Origin of the sequence: Paenibacillus sp. FSL R5-0810 (assembly GCF_038002285.1) — a bacterium.
GTDB lineage: Bacteria > Bacillota > Bacilli > Paenibacillales > Paenibacillaceae > Paenibacillus_AQ > Paenibacillus_AQ lactis.
Genome location: NZ_JBBOCF010000001.1, coordinates 5119173 through 5140645, shown reverse-complemented (window position 1 = coordinate 5140645; position 21473 = coordinate 5119173). Strand labels below are relative to the sequence as shown.

Below are 21473 nucleotides of genomic sequence, written 5' to 3'. Positions count from 1 at the left end.
GGATCAACTTGTTTGTTAACAATATCAGTCTTCAGCATTACCGGAACTATGATCAGCTGCAGCTGAATGCGTTCGGTGATGTCAATCTGATTATCGGGCGCAACGCCCAGGGGAAGACCAACTTGATGGAGGCGCTCTTCGTGCTCGCTTTGACGAAGAGCCACCGCACCTCCAAGGATCGTGAGCTGATCGCCTTCGAGCAGCCGAGTGCGCATATTGCAGCTGAGGTTGAGAAGAAGTACGGGATGCTGAAGCTTGAGCTGAGCGTGTCCCAGCAGGGGAAGAAGGCGAAGGTCAACGGTTTGGAGCAGCGGAAGCTGAGTGATTTTATCGGCTCCCTGAACGTGGTTATGTTCGCACCCGAGGATTTGGAAATCGTCAAAGGCACGCCGGGGGTTCGCCGCCGGTTTCTTGACATGGAAATCGGGCAGGTCGCGCCGAGCTATCTCTACCATCTGCAGCAGTACCAGAAGGTGCTCGTTCAGCGGAACAATCTGCTCAAGCAGCTGTGGGGGAAGGAAGCGTCCCAGCAGGCGATGCTGGACATTTGGAACAGCCAGTTGGCAGAACATGGTGTTAAAATCGTCAAGAAGAGGAAACAATTTATAAAAAAGCTTCAAAAGTGGGCTGAGGGCATTCATCAGGGCATCACAAACGGCCTGGAAGAGCTGTCCCTGCACTATGTTCCGTCCTTTGCTGACGCGGAGGAAGAAGATGAAGCTGTCTTATTTGAGCGTTTTATGATAAAATTATCACAAATGAAAGAGCAAGAAATAAGGCGTGGTATGACATTGGCAGGTCCTCATCGAGATGATCTGGCTTTTTATATTAACGGTAAGGAAGTCCAAACGTACGGATCTCAAGGTCAGCAGCGAACGACGGCGCTCTCTTTGAAGCTGGCCGAAATCGAGCTGATTCAGGAAGAAATCGGTGAATATCCGGTATTGCTTCTGGATGATGTGCTTTCCGAACTGGATCCATACCGGCAGACGCAACTGATAGAGACATTCCAGAGCAAAGTGCAGACATTCATCACGGCGACGGGCATCGAGACATTGAATACCGACAAATTGAAGGGTGCCAGCATTTTTCATGTCCATGACGGACAGGTGGGCTCTTAAGGAGTGATTCCATTGTATATTCATTTAGGCGGAGAAAAGATTATCCGTTCGTCCGAGCTGGTTGGCATCTTCGATATCTCGATCGAGAAATCGTCAAAGATCTCCAAGCAGTTCGTCACGCATGCCCAGCAGCATAAGGTCGTGGAATTAATCGGTGAAGAGGATCCGAAATCCATCGTGGTGACGAAGTCCATCGTCTACTATTCCCCGATTTCCTCCGCAACGCTGAAGAAGCGGGCAAATCATTTTGTAGCTCAGGCATAACAGAATCTGTAGAAGTAGGTGAAGGCATGTCTATGAATCAACCGACATATGATGAGAATCAGATTCAGGTACTGGAAGGGCTCGAGGCTGTCCGCAAACGTCCAGGGATGTACATCGGCTCGACCAGCGTCAAGGGTCTGCATCATTTGGTATGGGAGGTAGTGGACAACAGTATTGACGAAGCGATGGCGGGAATATGCGACCATATCGAGATTATTGTCCATGAGGATAACAGCGTTACGGTTATCGATAACGGACGCGGAATTCCGGTCGGCGAGAACGCCAAGCTGAAGAAATCCACCCTCGAAGTCGTTATGACCGTCCTGCATGCCGGCGGTAAGTTCGGCGGCGGGGGATATAAGGTATCCGGCGGCCTGCACGGCGTGGGCGTATCGGTCGTTAACGCATTGTCCACCAAGGTTGTCGTCCAAGTGAAGCGGGATGGGCATATTTATCAGCAGGAATACCGGCGCGGCGTGCCTCAGTATGACATCAAAGTCATCGGGGATACCGAAGAGACCGGTACGACGGTTACCTTCCTGCCGGATCCGGAAATTTTCACGGAGACAACGGAGTTTGACTATAATACGCTCCTGACGCGGGTTCGCGAGCTGGCCTTCTTGAACAAAGGCATCGCGCTCACACTGACGGATGAGCGTACGGGAGCTTCCGATTATTTCAAATACGAAGGCGGTATTATCGAGTACGTTAAATTCTTGAATGAGAAGAAGGAGGCGCTCCACGAAGAACCGATCTACGTGGAAGGCTCCCGGGACAACATTCAAGTGGAGATCTCGCTCCAGTACAACGACAGCTATACCGAGAATATTTACTCGTTTGCGAACAATATCAATACGCATGAGGGCGGAACACATGAATCCGGCTTTAAAAGCGCATTGACGCGCATCATTAACGATTATGCCCGTAAAACCGGCATGATCAAGGACAACAGCAATAACTTGTCCGGAGACGACGTGCGGGAAGGCTTGACGGCGATCATTTCGGTCAAAGTGCCGGAGCCGCAGTTTGAAGGGCAGACGAAGACGAAGCTCGGCAACAGTGAAGTCCGCGGCATCGTGGAGTCCCTGTTTGCGGAGAAGCTGCAGGAATTCTTGCAGGAGAATCCTTCGGTGTCCCGCCGCATCCTGGAGAAGGCGCTGCAGGCTTCCCGTGCACGTGAAGCAGCGCGTAAGGCTCGGGAAATGACCCGCCGGAAGAGCGCGCTTGAAGTAAGCGCCCTGCCGGGCAAGCTCGCCGACTGCTCCTCCAAGGATGCGTCGATCAGTGAGCTGTATATCGTCGAAGGCGACTCCGCCGGCGGATCGGCTAAGCAAGGCCGTGACCGGCACTTCCAGGCGATTCTGCCGCTGCGGGGGAAAATCCTTAACGTCGAGAAGGCCCGTCTGGACCGCATTCTCTCTAATGCGGAGATCCGTGCGATCATTACGGCGCTCGGTACCGGGATTGCCGATGACTTCGATCTGTCAAAGGCCCGTTATCACAAAATCATCATCATGACCGATGCTGACGTCGACGGCGCGCATATCCGCACACTGCTGCTGACGTTCTTCTATCGCTATATGCGTAAGCTGGTAGAAGCGGGATATATTTATATCGCGCAGCCGCCGCTCTTTAAGATCGAGCGCAACAAGGTTGTCCGTTATGCGGGCAGCGAGAAGGAGCGCGACGAGATCATTAAGGAATTCGGCGAGAACGCCAAGTTTAACATCCAGCGGTATAAAGGTCTCGGCGAGATGAATGCAACCCAGCTGTGGGAGACGACGATGGATCCGGAGAGCCGCACGATGCTGCAGGTAACGATCGAGGATGCCATGCTGGCAGATACGCTGTTTGACACCCTCATGGGTGACAACGTTGAGCCGCGTCGTGATTTCATTCAAGAGCACGCGAAGAGCGTCCGCAATTTGGACATTTAGCATAGAGCACTAGCCAGGAGGGAGCATCCGGGCAGGTCAGGGACCTGCGGATGCTCCTTTTTGCTGTGAGCGGCTGGCTGATCACTTAGAAGGCTGCTATGCTCATACGCCCTACTATCTATTGTCTGCGATGATAGGAGCAAACAACCATCAAGGCAAGTCCGGAGCGCGTAACGAGCGCATAGAGTTACTGCGGGTTCAGTCTTAAAGCAGGGCTTAGCAATGCGACATGAATTTTACGCGCCAGTCATGTTGAAGTGACCCATCGAACCAAGGTAGGGTAAGATTCCGGACGTGCAGCGACATAGGTTAGGCTAGCGGACCTTCTTTGTACTGCTGGACAAATTCCGTCCGTAGGCGCTGGCGTACTTCTTGACCTTGTTATAGATGCTTGGATCCTTGAAGAACTTCTTAAACGGAAAGAGCGCAGGCTTTGTGTTGACCTCCAAAATCCAAATGTTCCATCGTCCATCAATTGCGATATCCAGCCCGATTTCCTTCAGATTCGGGTAGGACTTCTGCAGTTGGCCGGCGACATTCACACCGAGCTCATGCAGTTCCCGGCGGATGTTCTCCGCCTCTTCGGCCGTCATATGCTCAAGCATAAGCGGCTTGTAATGCTGGACGGTGCCGCCGCTATGATGATTTGTAATGATTTTGTTTTTGGCCGCTACCCGCCCGATAATGCCGGTGCTTACCCACTGTCCGGAAGGGCTTCTCTGTGTAAGAACACGCAGGTCAAAGGGACGGCCTTGGTACCGGAGCAGATGGATGCCCTGCTGAATCAAATATTCCTTGCCTTGGAGCAGTGAATTCAGCGTTTTATGAAGACTGTCCAGTGATTGGAACGTCTCGGTCTTTTGTTCATACCGGAGCTTGTAGGTCTTGGAGGCGGCCGATTCCTCCTCATTCTGCGATTCGATTTGCTCCACGGACATAACGCCGTTGCCGTACGTCCCCCGATCCGGCTTAATGTAAACCAGCGTGTGGGTATTCAGCAACTCTTCCAGCGCTTCGAACGAGTACTGGCGGGTTGCGGGAATGTAGGAGGCAAGACCTTTATTTTTCAACAAGATTTTTGTTTTCGCCCATTTGCTTGCAACGCGTTGTATAGCCAACCAACTTCATCCTTTCCGGCCGTTTTTTTGAGTGAAGAGCAGATGTACCTGTCACGGAAAAAAAAGAGCACGAGCGCAGGGATACGCCTATAGTTTGCCTTAGCCATAGCCCGTTAGGGGAAGGTCGAACGCTATTCATGATCGATCGAAGCACCGGGCGATACATCCGGCACATAAAGCTGCCAAACGGGAAAACATAGGACAAGTATGACAAACAGTGGTATAATATAAAGATGTGATCGATGCGAAATCTTTTTCAATGCATTGTATGTGAAAAGCGGCACGGAGGACAGGGCGTATGTCACGGTTTCCGGGCAAAAATCATACTTTCACGCTTTCTATCCCGTGTTTAATTGTGCATGGTTTGTGAAAGTAATATAATAAAGGTTGGTGCATTTATAGCTTCCTGATCATTATTCTGCTTTTTTCACATAGAGCAAGGCATGGTTGATAGAAAATGAAGGAGGTCCAGCATGGCGGAAGAAAATTTCTCCCAAATTAAAGATCGGGACATAGGTACCGAGATGCGCGAATCCTTTATGGATTACGCGATGAGCATCATTGTCAGCCGGGCCTTGCCAGATGTGCGGGACGGAATGAAGCCGGTTCACCGTCGCATACTATATGCGATGTCGGAGCTCGGCATGGCCCCGGACAAACCGTACAAAAAATCGGCAAGGATCGTTGGCGAGGTTATCGGTAAGTACCATCCGCATGGTGATTCCGCAGTGTATGAATCCATGGTCCGGATGGCGCAGGACTTCTCCATGCGATACATGCTCGTCGACGGGCATGGTAACTTCGGTTCCATTGACGGAGATATGGCAGCGGCAATGCGATATACGGAAGCCCGTTTATCCAAGATTGCCATGGAAATGCTGCGTGATATTAATAAAGAGACGATTGACTTTGCGCCCAACTACGATGGCGAGGAGCAGGAGCCGGTCGTTCTGCCGGCACGTTACCCGAACCTTCTCGTAAACGGGGTATCCGGGATTGCGGTCGGTATGGCGACGAATATACCGCCTCATAATCTTGGCGAAGTCATCGATGGCGTACAGGCGATGATTCGGAATCCCGACATCACTCCAATGGAGCTGATGGAGTATATACAGGGACCGGACTTCCCGACAGCGGGCTACATTTTGGGACGCGAAGGCATCCGCCAGGCATATCGTACGGGACGCGGCTCGGTAACGATGCGCGCGAAGGCGACGATTGAGGAAAACAATAATAAGGCGCGCATTGTCGTTCATGAGATCCCGTATCAGGTGAACAAAGCACGTCTCGTGGAGAAAATTGCCGAGCTCGTTCGCGATAAGCGAATTGACGGCATTACGGATCTCCGTGATGAGTCGGACCGTAACGGCATGCGGATCGTGATCGAGCTGCGCCGTGACGTCAACCCGAACGTCGTCTTGAATAACTTGTATAAGCATACGGCAATGCAGTCGAATTTCGGTATCAACATGCTGGCGATCGTCAACAATGAGCCGAAAATATTGAATCTGCGTGATGTGCTGCATTATTACCTGGAGCATCAGGTGACGGTGATTCGCCGTCGTACCGAATTCGAGCTGAAGAAGGCCGAGGCCCGGGCCCATATTCTGGAGGGCTTGCGGATTGCGCTGGATCATCTGGATGAGGTTATCGCGCTGATCCGCGCCTCGCAGACAACCGAGGCCGCGCGCGAAGGTCTGATGGAGCGCTTCGGGCTTAGCCAGGAGCAGGCTCAGGCGATCCTCGATATGCGTCTGCAGCGTCTGACCGGACTCGAACGCGAGAAGATCGAGAACGAGTACCAAGAGCTGTTGGCCCGGATTGCCGAGCTGCGCGAGATTTTGGCGAACGAACATCTTGTGCTGCAAATCATCAATGATGAGCTTCAGGATATTAAGGAGCGCTTTGCAGATGAGCGCCGTACCGAAATTACAGTAGGTGAAGACAGCATCCTGGACGAGGATCTCATTCCGCGTGAGGAAGTGGTTATCACCATTACCCATACCGGTTACATCAAGCGTCTGCCTGCCAATACGTACCGCAGTCAGAAGCGGGGCGGACGCGGCGTCGTTGGGATGGAAACGAAGAGCGAGGACTTTGTCGAGCACCTCTTCGTAACGAATTCCCATCACTACCTGATGTTCTTTACGGACAAAGGAAAGGCTTACCGTCTCAAAGCTTATGAAATACCGGAGCTTAGCCGTACCGCCCGCGGAACGCCAATCATCAATCTGATTCAGATTGAGCAAGGCGAAACGGTCAATGCGGTTATTCCGGTCGAGAGCTTCGATACCGATAAGTTCCTGTTCTTTGCTACCCGTCATGGGGTTGTGAAGAAGACGCCGCTTGAGGACTATGTCAATATCCGCAAGGGCGGCCTGATCGCCGTTAACCTGCGCGAGGACGACTCCCTGATCGATGTGAAGCTGACAGACGGTCAGCAAGAGATCATTATGGGAACGGCACAGGGCATGTCCATCCGGTTCGAGGAGAGCGATGTGCGTTCAATGGGAAGAAGCGCAACCGGGGTTAAGGGCATAACGCTCGATGAGGGTGACGAAGTCATCGGCATGGACGTTGTGGATCCGGAGCTTGATATTTTGATCGTAACGACCCGCGGATACGGCAAACGGACACCGGCCGGCGATTACCGTGTTCAGACCCGTGGCGGTAAAGGGATCAAAACGATCAATATTACCGAGAAGAACGGACCGGTTGTTGCGCTGAAGGTCGTGAAGTCGGAAGAGGATTTGATGATCATTACGGCCAGCGGCACCTTGATCCGCACAAGCATGGAGGGCATCTCAACGATGGGCCGCTATGCGCAGGGCGTGAAGCTGATTAACATCCGCGAGGATGATTCTGTCGGTACGGTATGCCGTGCAGACAAGAGTGATGAACCAGAGAACGATGGTGAAGAGGGCGAGTTCGAAGAAGGCATGGACCCTTCTGAACCAACCGAGGAATAAAGCAATGGGGAGCATGGATGCACATGAAGCATCCATGCTCTTTTTTTTCAGTGATCCAGATTACAAAATAAGGAAGTCAGTATTGTACAGGCTGAGTAAGTCGAACTATAATAATGTATAATATAAAGGTGAAGTTTCGCTGCGATGAGCGCAGTGGAATAGATGGAGAGGTTGATCATGACGATCAAAGCCGTGAATGAAGTGGTGGCCGGCGTAAAGCTGGCTAAGGATGTGCATACACCTTTAGGGGGGCTTTTACTTCATAAGGGGAAGGTACTGCTGCCACGCGATCTGGAAGTGCTGAAAGCATTTATGGTCGAGCAGGTGGATATTGAGTCCGTCGATGGAGAGAGCACTCGAATTCCAACGGTGAAATCTGCAGGGCAGAAGCCCGCGTTGATTTTTGCGGAGAGTTCGCAAGGAAGCGGGGACGAGGAGGCACCGAGTCGCAAAGACCTTCCATTGCATGAAGAGTATGACAAGACTCTGACTCTGGTCAAAAGCTGTTATCAGTCGGCGATTACCGGCGAGCTCCGCATGTACGAGATCCGGAATCAGATGGAGAACCTGCTTAAGCATCATAAGGATTATCAGATTCTTAAGTTTATTCCACGCATGACGAATCGCCATGATTACCGGTATCACAGCTCGGTCTTGTGTGCTCTTTCTTCCTATAAGCTGGCGCAGTGGCTCGATCTTCCTCAGAAAGACTGGATGCAGGTGGCCTTTGCGGGGCTGCTCCATGACATTGGAAATGCCAAGATTGATCCAATACTATTAAATAAGCCGTCCAAATTAACCGATGAGGAGAACGAGGAAGTACGTCGTCATACCACTTACGGTTATCAAATCCTTAAAAATGTTGCCGCAGTTAACGAAGGGGTTCGCCTAGCGGCACTGCAGCATCATGAAAAAGTGGACGGGTCCGGCTACCCTCTGGGTCTGGAGGGCAGCAAAATCCATATTTACGCCAAGATTGTGGCTGTTACGGATATCTTCCATGCCATGACATTGGACAAGTTTTATCGGAATGCACAGTCTCCTTACTTAGTGCTGGAACAAATTCAATTAGAGGCGTTCGGCAAGCTGGATCCGAAAATCGTCCAGACTTTTATCCGTAAAGTAACGGCTCTCCATTCCGGAACGAAAGTCCGGTTAAGCAATGGAAGCACAGGGGAAATCGTGTTTACCGATAGTCAGCATCCGACCAGGCCAATGGTAGCCGTCCAAGGCAACATCATGAATTTAATGCAGCAGAGGCAGATCTACATTGAGGAAGTTATTTCCTAGGCAATAAAGGTTGACCTAATGATAAAAGCTGTGATATATTATTCCTTGCCGCTTTTGAAGCGGATGTATATCACGGCTTTTTCGATAAAAAAGTTTTTCGAAAAAAAAGCTTTTCGAAAAAAAAAAGCTTGCTAACTTCTCGAAAACATGATATATTATAAGAGTTGCTGATGCGAACGAGATTCGCCGGTAACGAAAAGGTTGATCTTTGAAAACTGAACAACGAGTGAGTAAAAAACGAACCGCTTCGGCGGGGAGTTACAATAGAGAATTGAACAAATTCTCGTCAGTTTTTCTAATGAGCTTAATCGCTCTTTCAAGACTCACCAGATTTGACTCACTCATCCGAGTGGAACCCAAATCCGGCGAGGTCGATCGTCCTTCGGACGATCTTTATTGGAGAGTTTGATCCTGGCTCAGGACGAACGCTGGCGGCGTGCCTAATACATGCAAGTCGAGCGGAGCTGATGGAGTGCTTGCACTCCTGATGCTTAGCGGCGGACGGGTGAGTAACACGTAGGCAACCTGCCCTCAAGACTGGGATAACTACCGGAAACGGTAGCTAATACCGGATAATTAAATCTGCTGCATGGCAGAGTTATGAAAGGCGGAGCAATCTGTCACTTGAGGATGGGCCTGCGGCGCATTAGCTAGTTGGTGAGGTAACGGCTCACCAAGGCGACGATGCGTAGCCGACCTGAGAGGGTGAACGGCCACACTGGGACTGAGACACGGCCCAGACTCCTACGGGAGGCAGCAGTAGGGAATCTTCCGCAATGGGCGAAAGCCTGACGGAGCAACGCCGCGTGAGTGATGAAGGTTTTCGGATCGTAAAGCTCTGTTGCCAGGGAAGAACGTCTCATAGAGTAACTGCTATGAGAGTGACGGTACCTGAGAAGAAAGCCCCGGCTAACTACGTGCCAGCAGCCGCGGTAATACGTAGGGGGCAAGCGTTGTCCGGAATTATTGGGCGTAAAGCGCGCGCAGGCGGTTCTTTAAGTCTGGTGTTTAAACCCGAGGCTCAACTTCGGGACGCACTGGAAACTGGGGGACTTGAGTGCAGAAGAGGAGAGTGGAATTCCACGTGTAGCGGTGAAATGCGTAGATATGTGGAGGAACACCAGTGGCGAAGGCGACTCTCTGGGCTGTAACTGACGCTGAGGCGCGAAAGCGTGGGGAGCGAACAGGATTAGATACCCTGGTAGTCCACGCCGTAAACGATGAATGCTAGGTGTTAGGGGTTTCGATACCCTTGGTGCCGAAGTTAACACATTAAGCATTCCGCCTGGGGAGTACGGTCGCAAGACTGAAACTCAAAGGAATTGACGGGGACCCGCACAAGCAGTGGAGTATGTGGTTTAATTCGAAGCAACGCGAAGAACCTTACCAAGTCTTGACATCCCTCTGAATCCCCTAGAGATAGGGGCGGCCTTCGGGACAGAGGAGACAGGTGGTGCATGGTTGTCGTCAGCTCGTGTCGTGAGATGTTGGGTTAAGTCCCGCAACGAGCGCAACCCTTGATCTTAGTTGCCAGCACTTCGGGTGGGCACTCTAAGGTGACTGCCGGTGACAAACCGGAGGAAGGTGGGGATGACGTCAAATCATCATGCCCCTTATGACTTGGGCTACACACGTACTACAATGGCTGGTACAACGGGAAGCGAAGCCGCGAGGTGGAGCCAATCCTAAAAAGCCAGTCTCAGTTCGGATTGCAGGCTGCAACTCGCCTGCATGAAGTCGGAATTGCTAGTAATCGCGGATCAGCATGCCGCGGTGAATACGTTCCCGGGTCTTGTACACACCGCCCGTCACACCACGAGAGTTTACAACACCCGAAGTCGGTGGGGTAACCCTTACGGGAGCCAGCCGCCGAAGGTGGGGTAGATGATTGGGGTGAAGTCGTAACAAGGTAGCCGTATCGGAAGGTGCGGCTGGATCACCTCCTTTCTATGGAGTACCTCGCTTCCGTAGCGAAGCGGTACAAATACGGTCAGCGTAAGCTGCCGGATAAATAGGCTTTACGAAGTAAAGTCGACCTACTCACTCGTTGGTCAGTTTTGAGAGTTCAACCTCTCATTTGATCCTTGAAAACTAGATAACGAAACGAATTTGCGTTTTAGAAATATCCTTCTCTAACGACTTGTGTCAAGTGATTGACCAAGAAGTGAAAGAGTAGCGTTAGAGCGAAAGATTCGTGACAGGTGATCCTTTGGAAGCTTGTTTCACCATTGAGTGGTTTTATCCAATCAGGAAACAAGCGAACAACAGAGCACATGGCACGAAACTGGAGCGACATGGTTAAGCTACTAAGAGCACACGGAGGATGCCTAGGCGCTAGGAGCCGATGAAGGACGTGGCGAACAACGATACTGCCTCGGGGAGCTGTAAGCAAGCTTCGATCCGGGGATGTCCGAATGGGGAAACCCGGCTGGTGTAATAGCCAGTCACTTCTGCCTGAATACATAGGGCAGCTAGAGGCATACCCAGGGAACTGAAACATCTAAGTACCTGGAGGAAGAGAAAACAAGAGTGATTCCGTCAGTAGCGGCGAGCGAACGCGGAACAGCCTAAACCAGAGAGCTTGCTCTCTGGGGTTGTGGGACGTCTCACATGGAGTTACAAAGGTTTAGATTAGACGAACAGGTCTGGAAAGGCCGGCCATAGAAGGTAAAAGCCCTGTAATCGAAAATGTGAACCCTCCGAGACGGATCCCGAGTAGTGCGGGGCACGTGAAACCCCGTATGAATCCAGCAGGACCATCTGCTAAGGCTAAATACTCCCTAGCGACCGATAGTGAAGCAGTACCGTGAGGGAAAGGTGAAAAGCACCCCGGAAGGGGAGTGAAATAGAACCTGAAACCGTGTGCTTACAAGAAGTCAGAGCCCATTATAGGGGTGATGGCGTGCCTTTTGTAGAATGAACCGGCGAGTTACGTTCCCATGCAAGGTTAAGGCGAGAAGCCGTAGCCGCAGCGAAAGCGAGTCTGAATAGGGCGTTTTAGTATGTGGACGTAGACCCGAAACCGTGTGATCTACCCCTGTCCAGGGTGAAGGTGCGGTAACACGCACTGGAGGCCCGAACCCACGTACGTTGAAAAGTGCGGGGATGAGGTGGGGGTAGCGGAGAAATTCCAATCGAACTCGGAGATAGCTGGTTCTCCCCGAAATAGCTTTAGGGCTAGCCTCGGAATGAAGAGTCGTGGAGGTAGAGCACTGATTGGGTGCGGGGCCCGCAAGGGTTACCAAGCTCAGTCAAACTCCGAATGCCATAGACTTATATCCGGGAGTCAGACAGTGAGTGCTAAGATCCATTGTCAAAAGGGAAACAGCCCAGACCATCAGCTAAGGTCCCCAAGTGTGTGTTAAGTGGGAAAGGATGTGGAGTTGCACAGACAACCAGGATGTTGGCTTAGAAGCAGCCACCATTTAAAGAGTGCGTAATAGCTCACTGGTCGAGTGACTCTGCGCCGAAAATGTAACGGGGCTAAACACACCACCGAAGCTATGGCTTGAATCGACTTCACTGCTTCTTTGAGGTAGTGAGCCTGAGTTGAACATTTTTGTCAGACTTGAAATGAAATCAAGGATGACCAAATGCTCTCAGGGGTTAAACACACTTCGAAGGCGGAGTGAAGTCGATTCAGGGGTAGGGGAGCGTTGTATGCAGGTTGAAGGTGTACCGTAAGGAGCGCTGGACAGCATACAAGTGAGAATGCCGGTATGAGTAACGAAAAGATCAGTGAGAATCTGATCCGCCGAAAGCCCAAGGTTTCCTGAGGAAGGCTCGTCCGCTCAGGGTAAGTCGGGACCTAAGGCGAGGCCGAAAGGCGTAGTCGAAGGACAACAGGTTGAAATTCCTGTACCACCGTAAACCGTTATGAACGATGGGGTGACGCAGGAGGGTAGTGACGCGGACTGATGGATGTCCGTCCAAGCAGTGAGGCTGATGTGTAGGCAAATCCGCACATCGTAAGGCTGGGCTGTGATGGGGAGTGAAAATTACAGTAGCGAAGGTCATGATCTCACACTGCCAAGAAAAGCCTCTAGTCAGGTGAAGGTGCCCGTACCGCAAACCGACACAGGTAGGCGAGAAGAGAATTCTAAGGCGCGCGGAAGAACTCTCGTTAAGGAACTCGGCAAAATGACCCCGTAACTTCGGGAGAAGGGGTGCCTCGGTAGGGTGAATAGCCCGAGGGGGCCGCAGTGAAAAGGCCCAAGCGACTGTTTAGCAAAAACACAGGTCTGTGCGAAGCCGCAAGGCGAAGTATACGGGCTGACGCCTGCCCGGTGCTGGAAGGTTAAGGGGAGCGGTTAGGGATTAGTCCCGAAGCTGTGAACCGAAGCCCCAGTAAACGGCGGCCGTAACTATAACGGTCCTAAGGTAGCGAAATTCCTTGTCAGGTAAATTCTGACCCGCACGAATGGCGTAACGACTTGGGCGCTGTCTCAACGAGAGATCCGGTGAAATTTTAATACCTGTGAAGATGCAGGTTACCCGCGACAAGACGGAAAGACCCCATGGAGCTTTACTGCAGCTTGATATTGGATTTGGGTACGATCTGTACAGGATAGGTGGGAGCCTTTGAAGCATGAGCGCCAGCTTGTGTGGAGGCGACGTTGGGATACCACCCTGATCGTATCTAGGTTCTAACCTGGTACCGTGATCCGGTACGGGGACAGTGTCAGGCGGGCAGTTTGACTGGGGCGGTCGCCTCCTAAAGAGTAACGGAGGCGCCCCAAGGTTCCCTCAGAATGGTTGGAAATCATTCGAAGAGTGCAAAGGCATAAGGGAGCTTGACTGCGAGACCTACAAGTCGAGCAGGGACGAAAGTCGGGCTTAGTGATCCGGTGGTACCGCATGGAAGGGCCATCGCTCAACGGATAAAAGCTACCCTGGGGATAACAGGCTTATCTCCCCCAAGAGTCCACATCGACGGGGAGGTTTGGCACCTCGATGTCGGCTCATCGCATCCTGGGGCTGAAGTAGGTCCCAAGGGTTGGGCTGTTCGCCCATTAAAGCGGTACGCGAGCTGGGTTCAGAACGTCGTGAGACAGTTCGGTCCCTATCTGTCGTGGGCGTAGGAAATTTGAGAGGAGCTGTCCTTAGTACGAGAGGACCGGGATGGACGTACCGCTGGTGCACCAGTTGTTCCGCCAGGAGCATGGCTGGGTAGCTACGTACGGACGGGATAAGCGCTGAAAGCATCTAAGCGTGAAGCCCCCCTCAAGATGAGATTTCCCAGTATGTAAGACCCCTTGAAGACGACGAGGTAGATAGGTTGGAGGTGGAAGTGCAGCAATGCATGGAGCTGACCAATACTAATCGGTCGAGGGCTTATCCTACAAGCTTTACGAAGTAAAGCTCGCTACGGAAGCATGAACAAAAACCCACCAAAGTGAAGAAGAGCTTCGCAGCTGATTCCGATTACTTTGGCGGGGCCCGGAAAGATCTGAGGATCTGAAGGGACAATGCTACGGATTCTAAACAACGCAAAGACGTTTCGTATCTAGTTTTCAAGGTTCAAAAGATCTTGAAACGATTTTGAAGCTGCATGCCTTTTCTAAGGCTTGATATTTTGCTGATGAGCAATCATGAAGCAAAGGCAGCGCAAAAATCACGTTTGGTGGCGATGGCGGAAGGGTTCCACGCGTTCCCATACCGAACACGACCGTTAAGCCTTCCAGCGCCGATGGTACTTGGACCGAAGGGTCCCGGGAGAGTAGGACGTCGCCAAGCGAAAAACCACTGTCGATGTAATCGATGGTGGTTTTTATTTTTGTTACCGAACCTATTCCTGTATCCTGGCCAGCGTGTTAGTGATAACAGTACATTAGACTGCGTGCGGTTGTTCAGCCCCTTCCAGCTGTCAACGCCCTTAAAGCTGTTATATAACATGACGATTACTTTGACATAAACAGATGAAGATTTTGTTACCGTTACACTACAGAAAATCAGTATAATAGAATTAGTCATTCGTGGGTAGTTCATTACCGATTTATGCAGGCCATAGGTAGTAAGGCCTGATTGGGGAGGTTCTCCATTAACCAAGCAACCTTGAATACTCAACTGGAGACGGTTATTGTGGAGGAAAGGAGGACAATCATGTTGCGTAGAAAAGGCCTGCATGTTGCAGAAATCATATGCGCGGGTACGATTTTATTAATCGGATCGGGTTGCGGGGCATCCGCAGAACCAAGCTGGAAGTCCTTTGACGGTGCGGCCAATGTAAAGTCGTTCCCCGTCCCGAAAGAAGCCAATAAAACGGAACAAACAACGGGCAATAGCGACTTGGACTATGTACGCTATGCTCTTCCTGGTTTGAAAGAAGACGAAAATATTCCGGAGCCCTATTTGAAAGAAATCGAGTCCTGGGGCTGGACGCAGAAGGAAGTGGAGGAAAACGGCTCTTCCTTGGTTTTTGAAAAAGGAAAGAACATCGTCCATCTTACGGTTCATGACGGTTATTTGATCATTACGGTTCCCACTCAAATGAAGAAACAAGTGATTCAAGGCTTGGAAGGTAATAAAACGAATAAATAAAGACCTCATTCGGCTTTGGAATGAGGTCTTTATTTATGTATGCGCGATTTCTTAAATGCTTAGGGCTGAGAGCAGCTCTTATTTTTCTCGTAGAAGGCCTATTCAGACAATCACAGAATGGACGAGCGGATCCGATCCCTTCAAGATATACGGGTCCGTTCATTGCCTGTAGTAGGCGATGTCCTGATCATTCAGCTTGATCATGCCATCCTTCGGCAGGGAAGCGAACCGCATTAGAATGGTGAATCGGGGCAGAAGAAGCCACACATGCCAAAAAACAAGCGAGGCCGTAAACGGAATCGGCAACCACAGGGCCATGATGACACATAGGGAAAGTCCGACGAATCCCGTGTATATATGCACTTTGCTAAATATACGGCGGCTGATGTGCTGTTCCGGCGTGTATCCCAGCCAAGGAAGCTTAACCCGGAAACGCCATCGTTTTCGGTAATCAGGGCCGAGCAGCAGGAGCGTGGTATGCCCGATGACATACTGAATCCATAGGATGACAGGGAAGGCGATCAAGAAATACAACAGGATGTACGGGGACAACGTCCATATCCCGGCTGCTGCAGCGATTAAGGGCAGAATCAAGTAAGGAATGAGCAGTGGTTTGGATACTTGGATTTTTTTAATAAGCCGGTATTGATAAAAGGTGGCTTGACCGTGTGGTTCTGCCATGGCGCGATGCTGTCCCCCTTTTCATAGATCAACATTCGATAGATCGGCCGAAAATCGGCGTTTATGATATTTATCGGACAAATTCATATTTTTATTAAGCGAAAAAAATGCGGTACAGACACCGGGCATTCGTGGGACACATATCATAAAGCGTACAAAGATATCCTATGAAAAGGTTTAAAATAATAGAAACTGTGTCATACTAATAGTAAAAGGATCAAGGTGGGATGGCAATGGAAGAGCTGACCGAACGCGTCTGTATTATATGCAACCAGTCGAAGACGGAAGGCATTACGATTTTATCGCAATTCGTTTGCGAGGAATGCGAATCGGAAATCGTGCATACCAGTGCGGAGGATGCCAAATATCATTTTTTTATCCGGCAGTTAAAGCAGATTGCGATGCCTAAGAATGCATAGAAGGAACGCGTATAGGGCCTTAGCGATAGGCCTTTTTTTGTTGGGCAAGGGAATAAGGGAATAAGGGAATGTGGGCATTAACCGTAGGCGAAGGTTTCAATATACGTTAAAATAGGTTAGAGAATGGAATCTGAAGGGATATGTCGATGACTACACATAAAGATCGTGCTCCGCTCATGGAGGCATTAACACAATATCGGCTTCGTGGAGCCTCATCGTTTCATGTGCCCGGTCATAAGAACGGCAGAGCCTATGGTTTGGACTCGAAATATGCTGAGATGCTGCAGGCAGCGATGCAGATCGATGTGACGGAAATTACCGGGACAGACGATTTATTTCACCCGGATGGGGTGATTCGGGAAGCGCAGGAGCTGGCGGCAGACTGCTTTGGTGCGGAGGAGAGTTATTTTCTTGTCGGAGGCAGCACGAGCGGAAATATTGCGCTTATTCTGACGGTATGCCAGGAGCCCGGCGATATCATTCTGGTGCAGCGGAACGTACATAAATCGGTGCTCCATGGTCTGATGCTGGCCGGAGCGCGGGCGGTATTTCTTCAGCCGGGAATGGACGAGCCTAGCGGGCTTGCCGTCGCCCCTTCGCCAGAAACGCTGAGGAAGGCGCTGGCGGCTTATCCCGGGGCTAAGGCAGCCTTGATCACGATGCCGAATTACTACGGGATGGGAAGCGATATTACGCCGCTAGCGGACTTATGCCATGATCATGGGATTCCGCTGCTGGTGGACGAAGCGCATGGCGCTCACTATGGGCAGCATCCGCAGCTGCCAGCCAGTGCGCTCTCCTGTGGGGCGGACGGCGTAGTTCAATCCACGCACAAAATGCTGGCTGCCATGACGATGGGGGCGATGCTGCATGTGCAGGGTGAGCGGATCAACCGGCGTCTATTACGCCAGCGGCTGGCAATGGTGCAGAGCTCCAGCCCTTCTTACCCCATTATGGCATCGCTTGACCTGGCGCGGCGCCTGCTGCATACGCAGGGCGCAGGCGCCTTCACGGCGGGGCTCGCCGCCGTGGACGCCTTCCGGCGCGGCCTCGCGAAGCTGCCGCGCTTCGGGCTGCTGCAGCCGCCGCAGCCCGGGAGCCCCGCCGCCGGCACGGCCGCGGCCGGCGGACAAGCGCCGCCGCAGGCTGAAGCGGCGGCCTATACCCGCCAGGACCCGTTCAAGGCGGTCATTTATGACCGCACCGGGGCCCTGAGCGGCTACGCACTGCAGCGCGCGCTGGAGGAGCGCGGCTGTGTGCCGGAGATGAGCGACGAGCAGCGCGTCGTCTTACTGTTCACGCTCGGCTCGACGCTCGAAGATAGCAATCACGTCTTATGGGCACTTGTGCATATTGTAGAGCAAGAGGAGACGTCCTCGAAGAAACCGCACATAGCTGGGGAAGCCCCAAAAGGGAAGCCGGCGCAGTCCAAGGAAGAGCTGATTCGGATGCTGAAGGGGCGGGGAGATTTCATGAAGCATTATGAGCCGGGCGCCCGGACCGATGCCGCCCTCGGCACGAGTGACAACCTGTTGTTACAAGAAGTATGCTCCCAATCCAATGTTTCCACGTGGAACAATTGGGACATGGAAGCTCCGTATTCCCATCCGATCCGCTTCTCGTTGAAGCCTATGGATGAGGGGCGTATCGAGCCGATGCCAGTAGAGCTTTGCGCAGGGAGGACGGCGGCCGAGATGGTGATTCCGTATCCCCCAGGGATTCCGATCCTCTATCCCGGTGAGGTCATCACAGAGGGGATGGCGCGGAGATTGGCCGATTTAAGAGATGCGGGAGCGAAATGCCAAGGCATCGCAGATTCATCCCTGGCTACAATCGTCGTATTTAGACGGGAGGGGGCGGCTCTCCCAGTAGATTGAACCTCCGCCTCGCGAAAAGCAACCCATGTACCACTTAACATATTTTTATGAAAGCAGGATCATTATGAATAATCGCAGACCACTATTTATCACACTTGAAGGAGGGGATGGGTCCGGCAAAACAACGATGATGGGCAGGCTGGCCGCTTATATGCAGGGCCGCTCGATTCCCTATCTGATTACCAGGGAGCCCGGGGGGATCGAGATCGCGGAGAAGATCCGCTCCATTATTCTCGACCCGCAGCATACTTCCATGGATGCCCGGACGGAGGCACTGCTGTATGCGGCTGCCCGCCGACAGCATCTGGTGGAGAAGGTAGAACCGGCACTGAGGGAAGGAGTGACCGTACTGTGCGACCGGTTTGTCGACAGCAGCCTGGTTTACCAAGGGTATGCCCGCGGCCTCGGCATGGGGGAGGTATGGAGCATTAACCGATTTGCGGTTGAAGGCCGAATGCCTGACCTCACGCTGCTGTTCGATATCGAACCGGAGATCGGGATGTCCAGAATCGAGGCCAATGCCGAGCGGGAAAAGAACCGTCTTGACATGGAAAGCATGGCATTTCACGGCAAGGTTAGGGAAGGCTATATGCTTGTGGCGGAAAACAACAAGGAAAGAATCCGAATTGTAGATGCTTCCAAAACGCCGGATCAGGTGGAGCGCGAGATGATCAAATACGTAGAAGACGCGATATTAAAGGATTTTTGAGGTTGTTTGTCAAATAATAGTGTTAGGGCGAAAATGCCCAAAATTAATAAGGAGGGTTTACCATGAAATTGATTGTTGCGATTGTGCAGGATAAGGATAGCAACCGTCTTTCCGCCGCATTGGTCAAAGCCAATTTCCGGGCCACGAAGCTTGCGAGCACGGGCGGTTTCTTGAAGGCGGGGAATACCACCTTTATGATCGGGGTAGACGATTCACAGGTCGAAAGCGTGCTTAGCGTCATCCGCACAAGCTGCAAGGTTCGCGAGCAGCTGGTCACACCGGTAACCCCTATGAGTGGCACGACCGACTCGTATCTGCCGCTTCCGGTCGAGGTTCAGGTGGGCGGCGCTACCGTGTTTGTGCTTCCAGTAGAAAGATTCGAGCATTTCTAAGAATAGATCCACGACATTTTGCGGATTGCAAGTAACGGATGTTTTTATTGGGATATGGGAACGTCTCCGACAAAATGGAGAAGCACAGCCATGCTGCCAGTCTGAATTCCTTCTGTATCATAATAAAAATAGTTACCGTAAATCGCAGAATAATGGAATAGGGACGCCTGTTATAGGCGGGTTCATTGTGATAGAAGCGGTCAGCGTCTCGATACCTGTTAAATCAAGGTAAATGGCTTGACAAGTTGACCGATTCAAGGTACGTTCACGTCAGGTGCTGGCGCTGATCCTGCTTGAAATGAAGCAAGGCATGAAGCAAGCGGGGCTGCAGGGGGCAGGTTGGTTCTTATGGCGAAGCATGGGAATGGCCGACCCGAAGCGTCTCATTTACGATTAAAATGCATGCCGGGGCAAGCATGCATGAATAGAGTTTCCTACGGCGCCTCCGTTTGCAACGGGGGCTTCAAATCTAAAGGCGGTGTATTCGGATGAAGATCAATCCGGGCTTTCGGCCCTTGAATAGTGGAATTCCTGCCCCCGATAACAGCAGCAGACCGGTCCAGCAGCGATCGTTCTCGGATATGATGCAGCAGCAAGGGGAACGGGCTACGCATGAGGAGCTGAGCCGCCAAATGCGTGAGATTGCGCTCCAGGGTGACAGATTAGCCAAATCGATGACCGTTCGGGAGCTTAAAGCGTATAAATTGATGGTTCGGCGTTTCCTGGAGGAGACGGTCCGGCGCGGGGTGAAAATGAAGGAAACCCGAGGCTGGGACCGGCGGGGACGCGGCAAGCGATATAATGTGATCGATGAGATCGATTCGGCGCTGCTTGAGATGGCCGATGAACTGCTGGATACCGAGCAGGGAAGGATCGATCTGCTGAATAAGGTCGGGGAAATCCGCGGTATGCTGATTAATCTCGTATTTTAACAGCTTAAGGAGCATTTGTCCGCATGGGATTGGGAAGCCCCTGGGCCAACTTTTTAAGTTCGTAAGCTTGATGATCTTTTGGGTTCATAGGTTTAATGGTTATTTAGCATTATGGCATTATGGCTTTGTTATTAGATTTTATTTATGCAGCAGGTTCATAAGATGATAGAGAACGAAGTGAATGAAGCAGGAAAGAGAGGACTTATGTCTTTTAATCATATTATAGGCCAGGAGGCGGCCAAGCAGCTGCTGCAAAACGCTCTGCGCAAGCACGCGGTCAGCCATGCCTATCTGTTCAGCGGGCCGGCTGGCGCCGGACAGCTGCAGACGGCGCTTGTGTTTGCCAAGGCATTGTTTTGTACGGAGCTTGAGGATGATGCCTGCGGACAATGTCTGGAATGCCGGAAGGTCGAGCACGGCAACCACCCGGATTTGACGATGATTGAGCCGGATGGCGCCAGCATCAAGATCGATCAGATCCGCGAATTGCAGCGCATCTTCTCATACCGCTCCGAGAACCGCAATCCGAAGGTGTACATTATCGACCATGCGGAGAAAATGACGACCCAGGCGGCCAACAGCCTTCTCAAATTTCTGGAGGAGCCGCAATCGCCGGCGGTAGCCATCCTTATTGCGGAGAATGGACAAGCGCTGCTGCCGACCATTCAATCGAGGGTCCAGACGGTGCCGTTCCGCTCGCTTTCTCCGCAGATGATGGAGCAGGCGCTGGTAGGGGAAGGATATCCGGCAGCCCTCGTGCGCTGTGCCGTTCACCTGGCTTCAGGACTTGACGGATGCAGGAAAATATTGAATGAGAATTGGTTTGCAGAAATTAGAAACGTAGTGTTACAATTAGGGAAGGAGTCTTTGAACCGAACCGGCCCCGCGATGATTACCGCGAGCCAGAAAGTGTTCAAAACCGAACTCTCCGATCATCTGGACGTTCTGTTCAGTTTGTTTCATTTATGGTTTAAGGACATGATTCATGTTCTGTACGGAAGGAAAGAGTCTCTCGTTTTCATAGATCAGGCGGAGTATATCTCTGGTCATGCGTCAGCCCGCAGCACAGCACAGTGGGTGTCCTATATGGATTTGGCCGCAGAGTGTCAGAAGAAGTTACGCTATAATGTCAATGGACAGCTCTGTGTAGAGCAGCTATTGATGGGTTTGGGCGGTAACACTCCGGCGTGAGCACACCCCCAGGCCCGAAGGATGGCCAATATG

At 51.7% G+C, this 21473-nt stretch carries 15 protein-coding genes and 3 rRNA genes; 16 read left to right on the top strand and 2 right to left on the bottom strand.

Features of this window, described 5'->3' with window-relative positions; genetic code table 11:
• Nucleotides 1-8: 8 nt before the first annotated feature.
• From recF to gyrB, 3 genes are read left to right on the top strand one after another with little or no spacing between them, the layout of a single operon-like run.
• Nucleotides 9-1121 carry a DNA replication/repair protein RecF gene (recF, locus tag MKX76_RS22840; protein ID WP_040738348.1) on the top strand — a complete coding sequence of 371 codons (1113 nt, stop codon included), beginning with the start codon at nt 9-11 and terminating at the stop codon, nt 1119-1121.
• Between the two features lie 12 nt (nt 1122-1133).
• Entirely contained in the window at nt 1134-1385 is a 252-nt protein-coding gene (gene remB / locus MKX76_RS22835; protein WP_007129241.1) for an extracellular matrix regulator RemB, read from the top strand.
• A gap of 26 nt (nt 1386-1411) precedes the next feature.
• Nucleotides 1412-3322 (top strand): DNA topoisomerase (ATP-hydrolyzing) subunit B, encoded by a 1911-nt coding sequence (gyrB, locus tag MKX76_RS22830; protein ID WP_007129242.1) that lies wholly within the window; start codon nt 1412-1414, stop codon nt 3320-3322.
• A 314-nt stretch (nt 3323-3636) separates the two neighbouring features.
• Here the strand turns inward: gyrB and MKX76_RS22825 are convergent, their stop codons facing one another.
• A complete protein-coding gene (locus tag MKX76_RS22825) occupies nt 3637-4440 on the bottom strand; it encodes a YheC/YheD family protein (RefSeq protein WP_213616576.1) in 804 nt (267 codons plus the stop codon).
• A 473-nt stretch (nt 4441-4913) separates the two neighbouring features.
• Here MKX76_RS22825 and gyrA point away from each other — a divergent pair, with 473 nt between their 5' ends.
• The 6 genes from gyrA to MKX76_RS22795 all read left to right on the top strand — a co-directional run bounded on the left by gyrA (nt 4914) and on the right by MKX76_RS22795 (nt 15239).
• Nucleotides 4914-7409 carry a DNA gyrase subunit A gene (gene gyrA / locus MKX76_RS22820; RefSeq protein WP_007129244.1) on the top strand — a complete coding sequence of 832 codons (2496 nt, stop codon included), beginning with the start codon at nt 4914-4916 and terminating at the stop codon, nt 7407-7409.
• Nucleotides 7410-7586: 177 nt separating this feature from the next.
• A complete protein-coding gene (locus MKX76_RS22815; RefSeq protein ID WP_007129245.1) occupies nt 7587-8699 on the top strand; it encodes an HD-GYP domain-containing protein in 1113 nt (370 codons plus the stop codon).
• A gap of 393 nt (nt 8700-9092) precedes the next feature.
• Nucleotides 9093-10646: ribosomal RNA gene (locus MKX76_RS22810) — 16S ribosomal RNA — on the top strand.
• Nucleotides 10647-10995: 349 nt separating this feature from the next.
• A 23S ribosomal RNA gene (locus MKX76_RS22805) occupies nt 10996-14041 on the top strand.
• A 277-nt stretch (nt 14042-14318) separates the two neighbouring features.
• A 5S ribosomal RNA gene (gene rrf / locus MKX76_RS22800) occupies nt 14319-14435 on the top strand.
• Together the 16S, 23S and 5S rRNA genes form the textbook arrangement of a ribosomal RNA operon.
• Before the next feature lie 366 nt (nt 14436-14801).
• Nucleotides 14802-15239, top strand: a complete 438-nt coding sequence (locus tag MKX76_RS22795; protein WP_007132848.1) for a hypothetical protein — start codon at nt 14802-14804, stop codon at nt 15237-15239.
• Between the two features lie 159 nt (nt 15240-15398).
• Here the strand turns inward: MKX76_RS22795 and MKX76_RS22790 are convergent, their stop codons facing one another.
• The gene (locus tag MKX76_RS22790) at nt 15399-15920 is read right to left on the bottom strand and encodes a hypothetical protein (protein ID WP_007132849.1); all 522 of its coding nucleotides are present in this window, start codon (nt 15918-15920) and stop codon (nt 15399-15401) included.
• Between the two features lie 233 nt (nt 15921-16153).
• Between MKX76_RS22790 and MKX76_RS22785 the strand changes: the two genes are divergently transcribed.
• The 7 genes from MKX76_RS22785 to holB all read left to right on the top strand — a co-directional run bounded on the left by MKX76_RS22785 (nt 16154) and on the right by holB (nt 21440).
• Nucleotides 16154-16339, top strand: a complete 186-nt coding sequence (locus MKX76_RS22785; protein ID WP_007132850.1) for a sigma factor G inhibitor Gin — start codon at nt 16154-16156, stop codon at nt 16337-16339.
• Between the two features lie 146 nt (nt 16340-16485).
• Nucleotides 16486-18216, top strand: coding sequence for an aminotransferase class I/II-fold pyridoxal phosphate-dependent enzyme (locus MKX76_RS22780; RefSeq protein ID WP_341034652.1), 1731 nt, complete (start codon nt 16486-16488; stop codon nt 18214-18216).
• A gap of 64 nt (nt 18217-18280) precedes the next feature.
• Nucleotides 18281-18925 (top strand): dTMP kinase, encoded by a 645-nt coding sequence (tmk, locus tag MKX76_RS22775; protein ID WP_341034651.1) that lies wholly within the window; start codon nt 18281-18283, stop codon nt 18923-18925.
• Nucleotides 18926-18987: 62 nt separating this feature from the next.
• On the top strand, nt 18988-19317 hold the full coding sequence (locus tag MKX76_RS22770; RefSeq protein ID WP_006207400.1) for a cyclic-di-AMP receptor: 330 nt from the start codon (nt 18988-18990) through the stop codon (nt 19315-19317).
• A gap of 274 nt (nt 19318-19591) precedes the next feature.
• A complete protein-coding gene (locus MKX76_RS22765) occupies nt 19592-19714 on the top strand; it encodes a hypothetical protein (protein ID WP_285852664.1) in 123 nt (40 codons plus the stop codon).
• Nucleotides 19715-19805: 91 nt separating this feature from the next.
• The gene (locus MKX76_RS22760) at nt 19806-20249 is read left to right on the top strand and encodes a YaaR family protein (protein ID WP_007132853.1); all 444 of its coding nucleotides are present in this window, start codon (nt 19806-19808) and stop codon (nt 20247-20249) included.
• 204 nt (nt 20250-20453) lie between these two features.
• Complete coding sequence (gene holB, locus MKX76_RS22755) at nt 20454-21440, top strand: DNA polymerase III subunit delta' (protein ID WP_040740326.1); 987 nt, start codon at nt 20454-20456, stop codon at nt 21438-21440.
• The last annotated feature ends 33 nt before the right edge of the window (nt 21441-21473 follow it).

Bases quoted from the DNA above. Each gene is read 5' to 3' on its own strand.
- MKX76_RS22795 (WP_007132848.1), top strand. From the start codon at position 14,802: ATGTTGCGTAGAAAAGGCCTGCATGTTGCAGAAATCATATGCGCGGGT.
- MKX76_RS22770 (WP_006207400.1), top strand. From the start codon at position 18,988: ATGAAATTGATTGTTGCGATTGTGCAGGATAAGGATAGCAACCGTCTT.
- gyrA (WP_007129244.1), top strand. From the start codon at position 4,914: ATGGCGGAAGAAAATTTCTCCCAAATTAAAGATCGGGACATAGGTACC.
- MKX76_RS22780 (WP_341034652.1), top strand. From the start codon at position 16,486: ATGACTACACATAAAGATCGTGCTCCGCTCATGGAGGCATTAACACAA.
- MKX76_RS22815 (WP_007129245.1), top strand. From the start codon at position 7,587: ATGACGATCAAAGCCGTGAATGAAGTGGTGGCCGGCGTAAAGCTGGCT.
- gyrB (WP_007129242.1), top strand. From the start codon at position 1,412: ATGTCTATGAATCAACCGACATATGATGAGAATCAGATTCAGGTACTG.
- MKX76_RS22760 (WP_007132853.1), top strand. From the start codon at position 19,806: ATGAAGATCAATCCGGGCTTTCGGCCCTTGAATAGTGGAATTCCTGCC.
- tmk (WP_341034651.1), top strand. From the start codon at position 18,281: ATGAATAATCGCAGACCACTATTTATCACACTTGAAGGAGGGGATGGG.
- MKX76_RS22790 (WP_007132849.1), bottom strand. From the start codon at position 15,920: ATGGCAGAACCACACGGTCAAGCCACCTTTTATCAATACCGGCTTATT.
- MKX76_RS22785 (WP_007132850.1), top strand. From the start codon at position 16,154: ATGGAAGAGCTGACCGAACGCGTCTGTATTATATGCAACCAGTCGAAG.
- holB (WP_040740326.1), top strand. From the start codon at position 20,454: ATGTCTTTTAATCATATTATAGGCCAGGAGGCGGCCAAGCAGCTGCTG.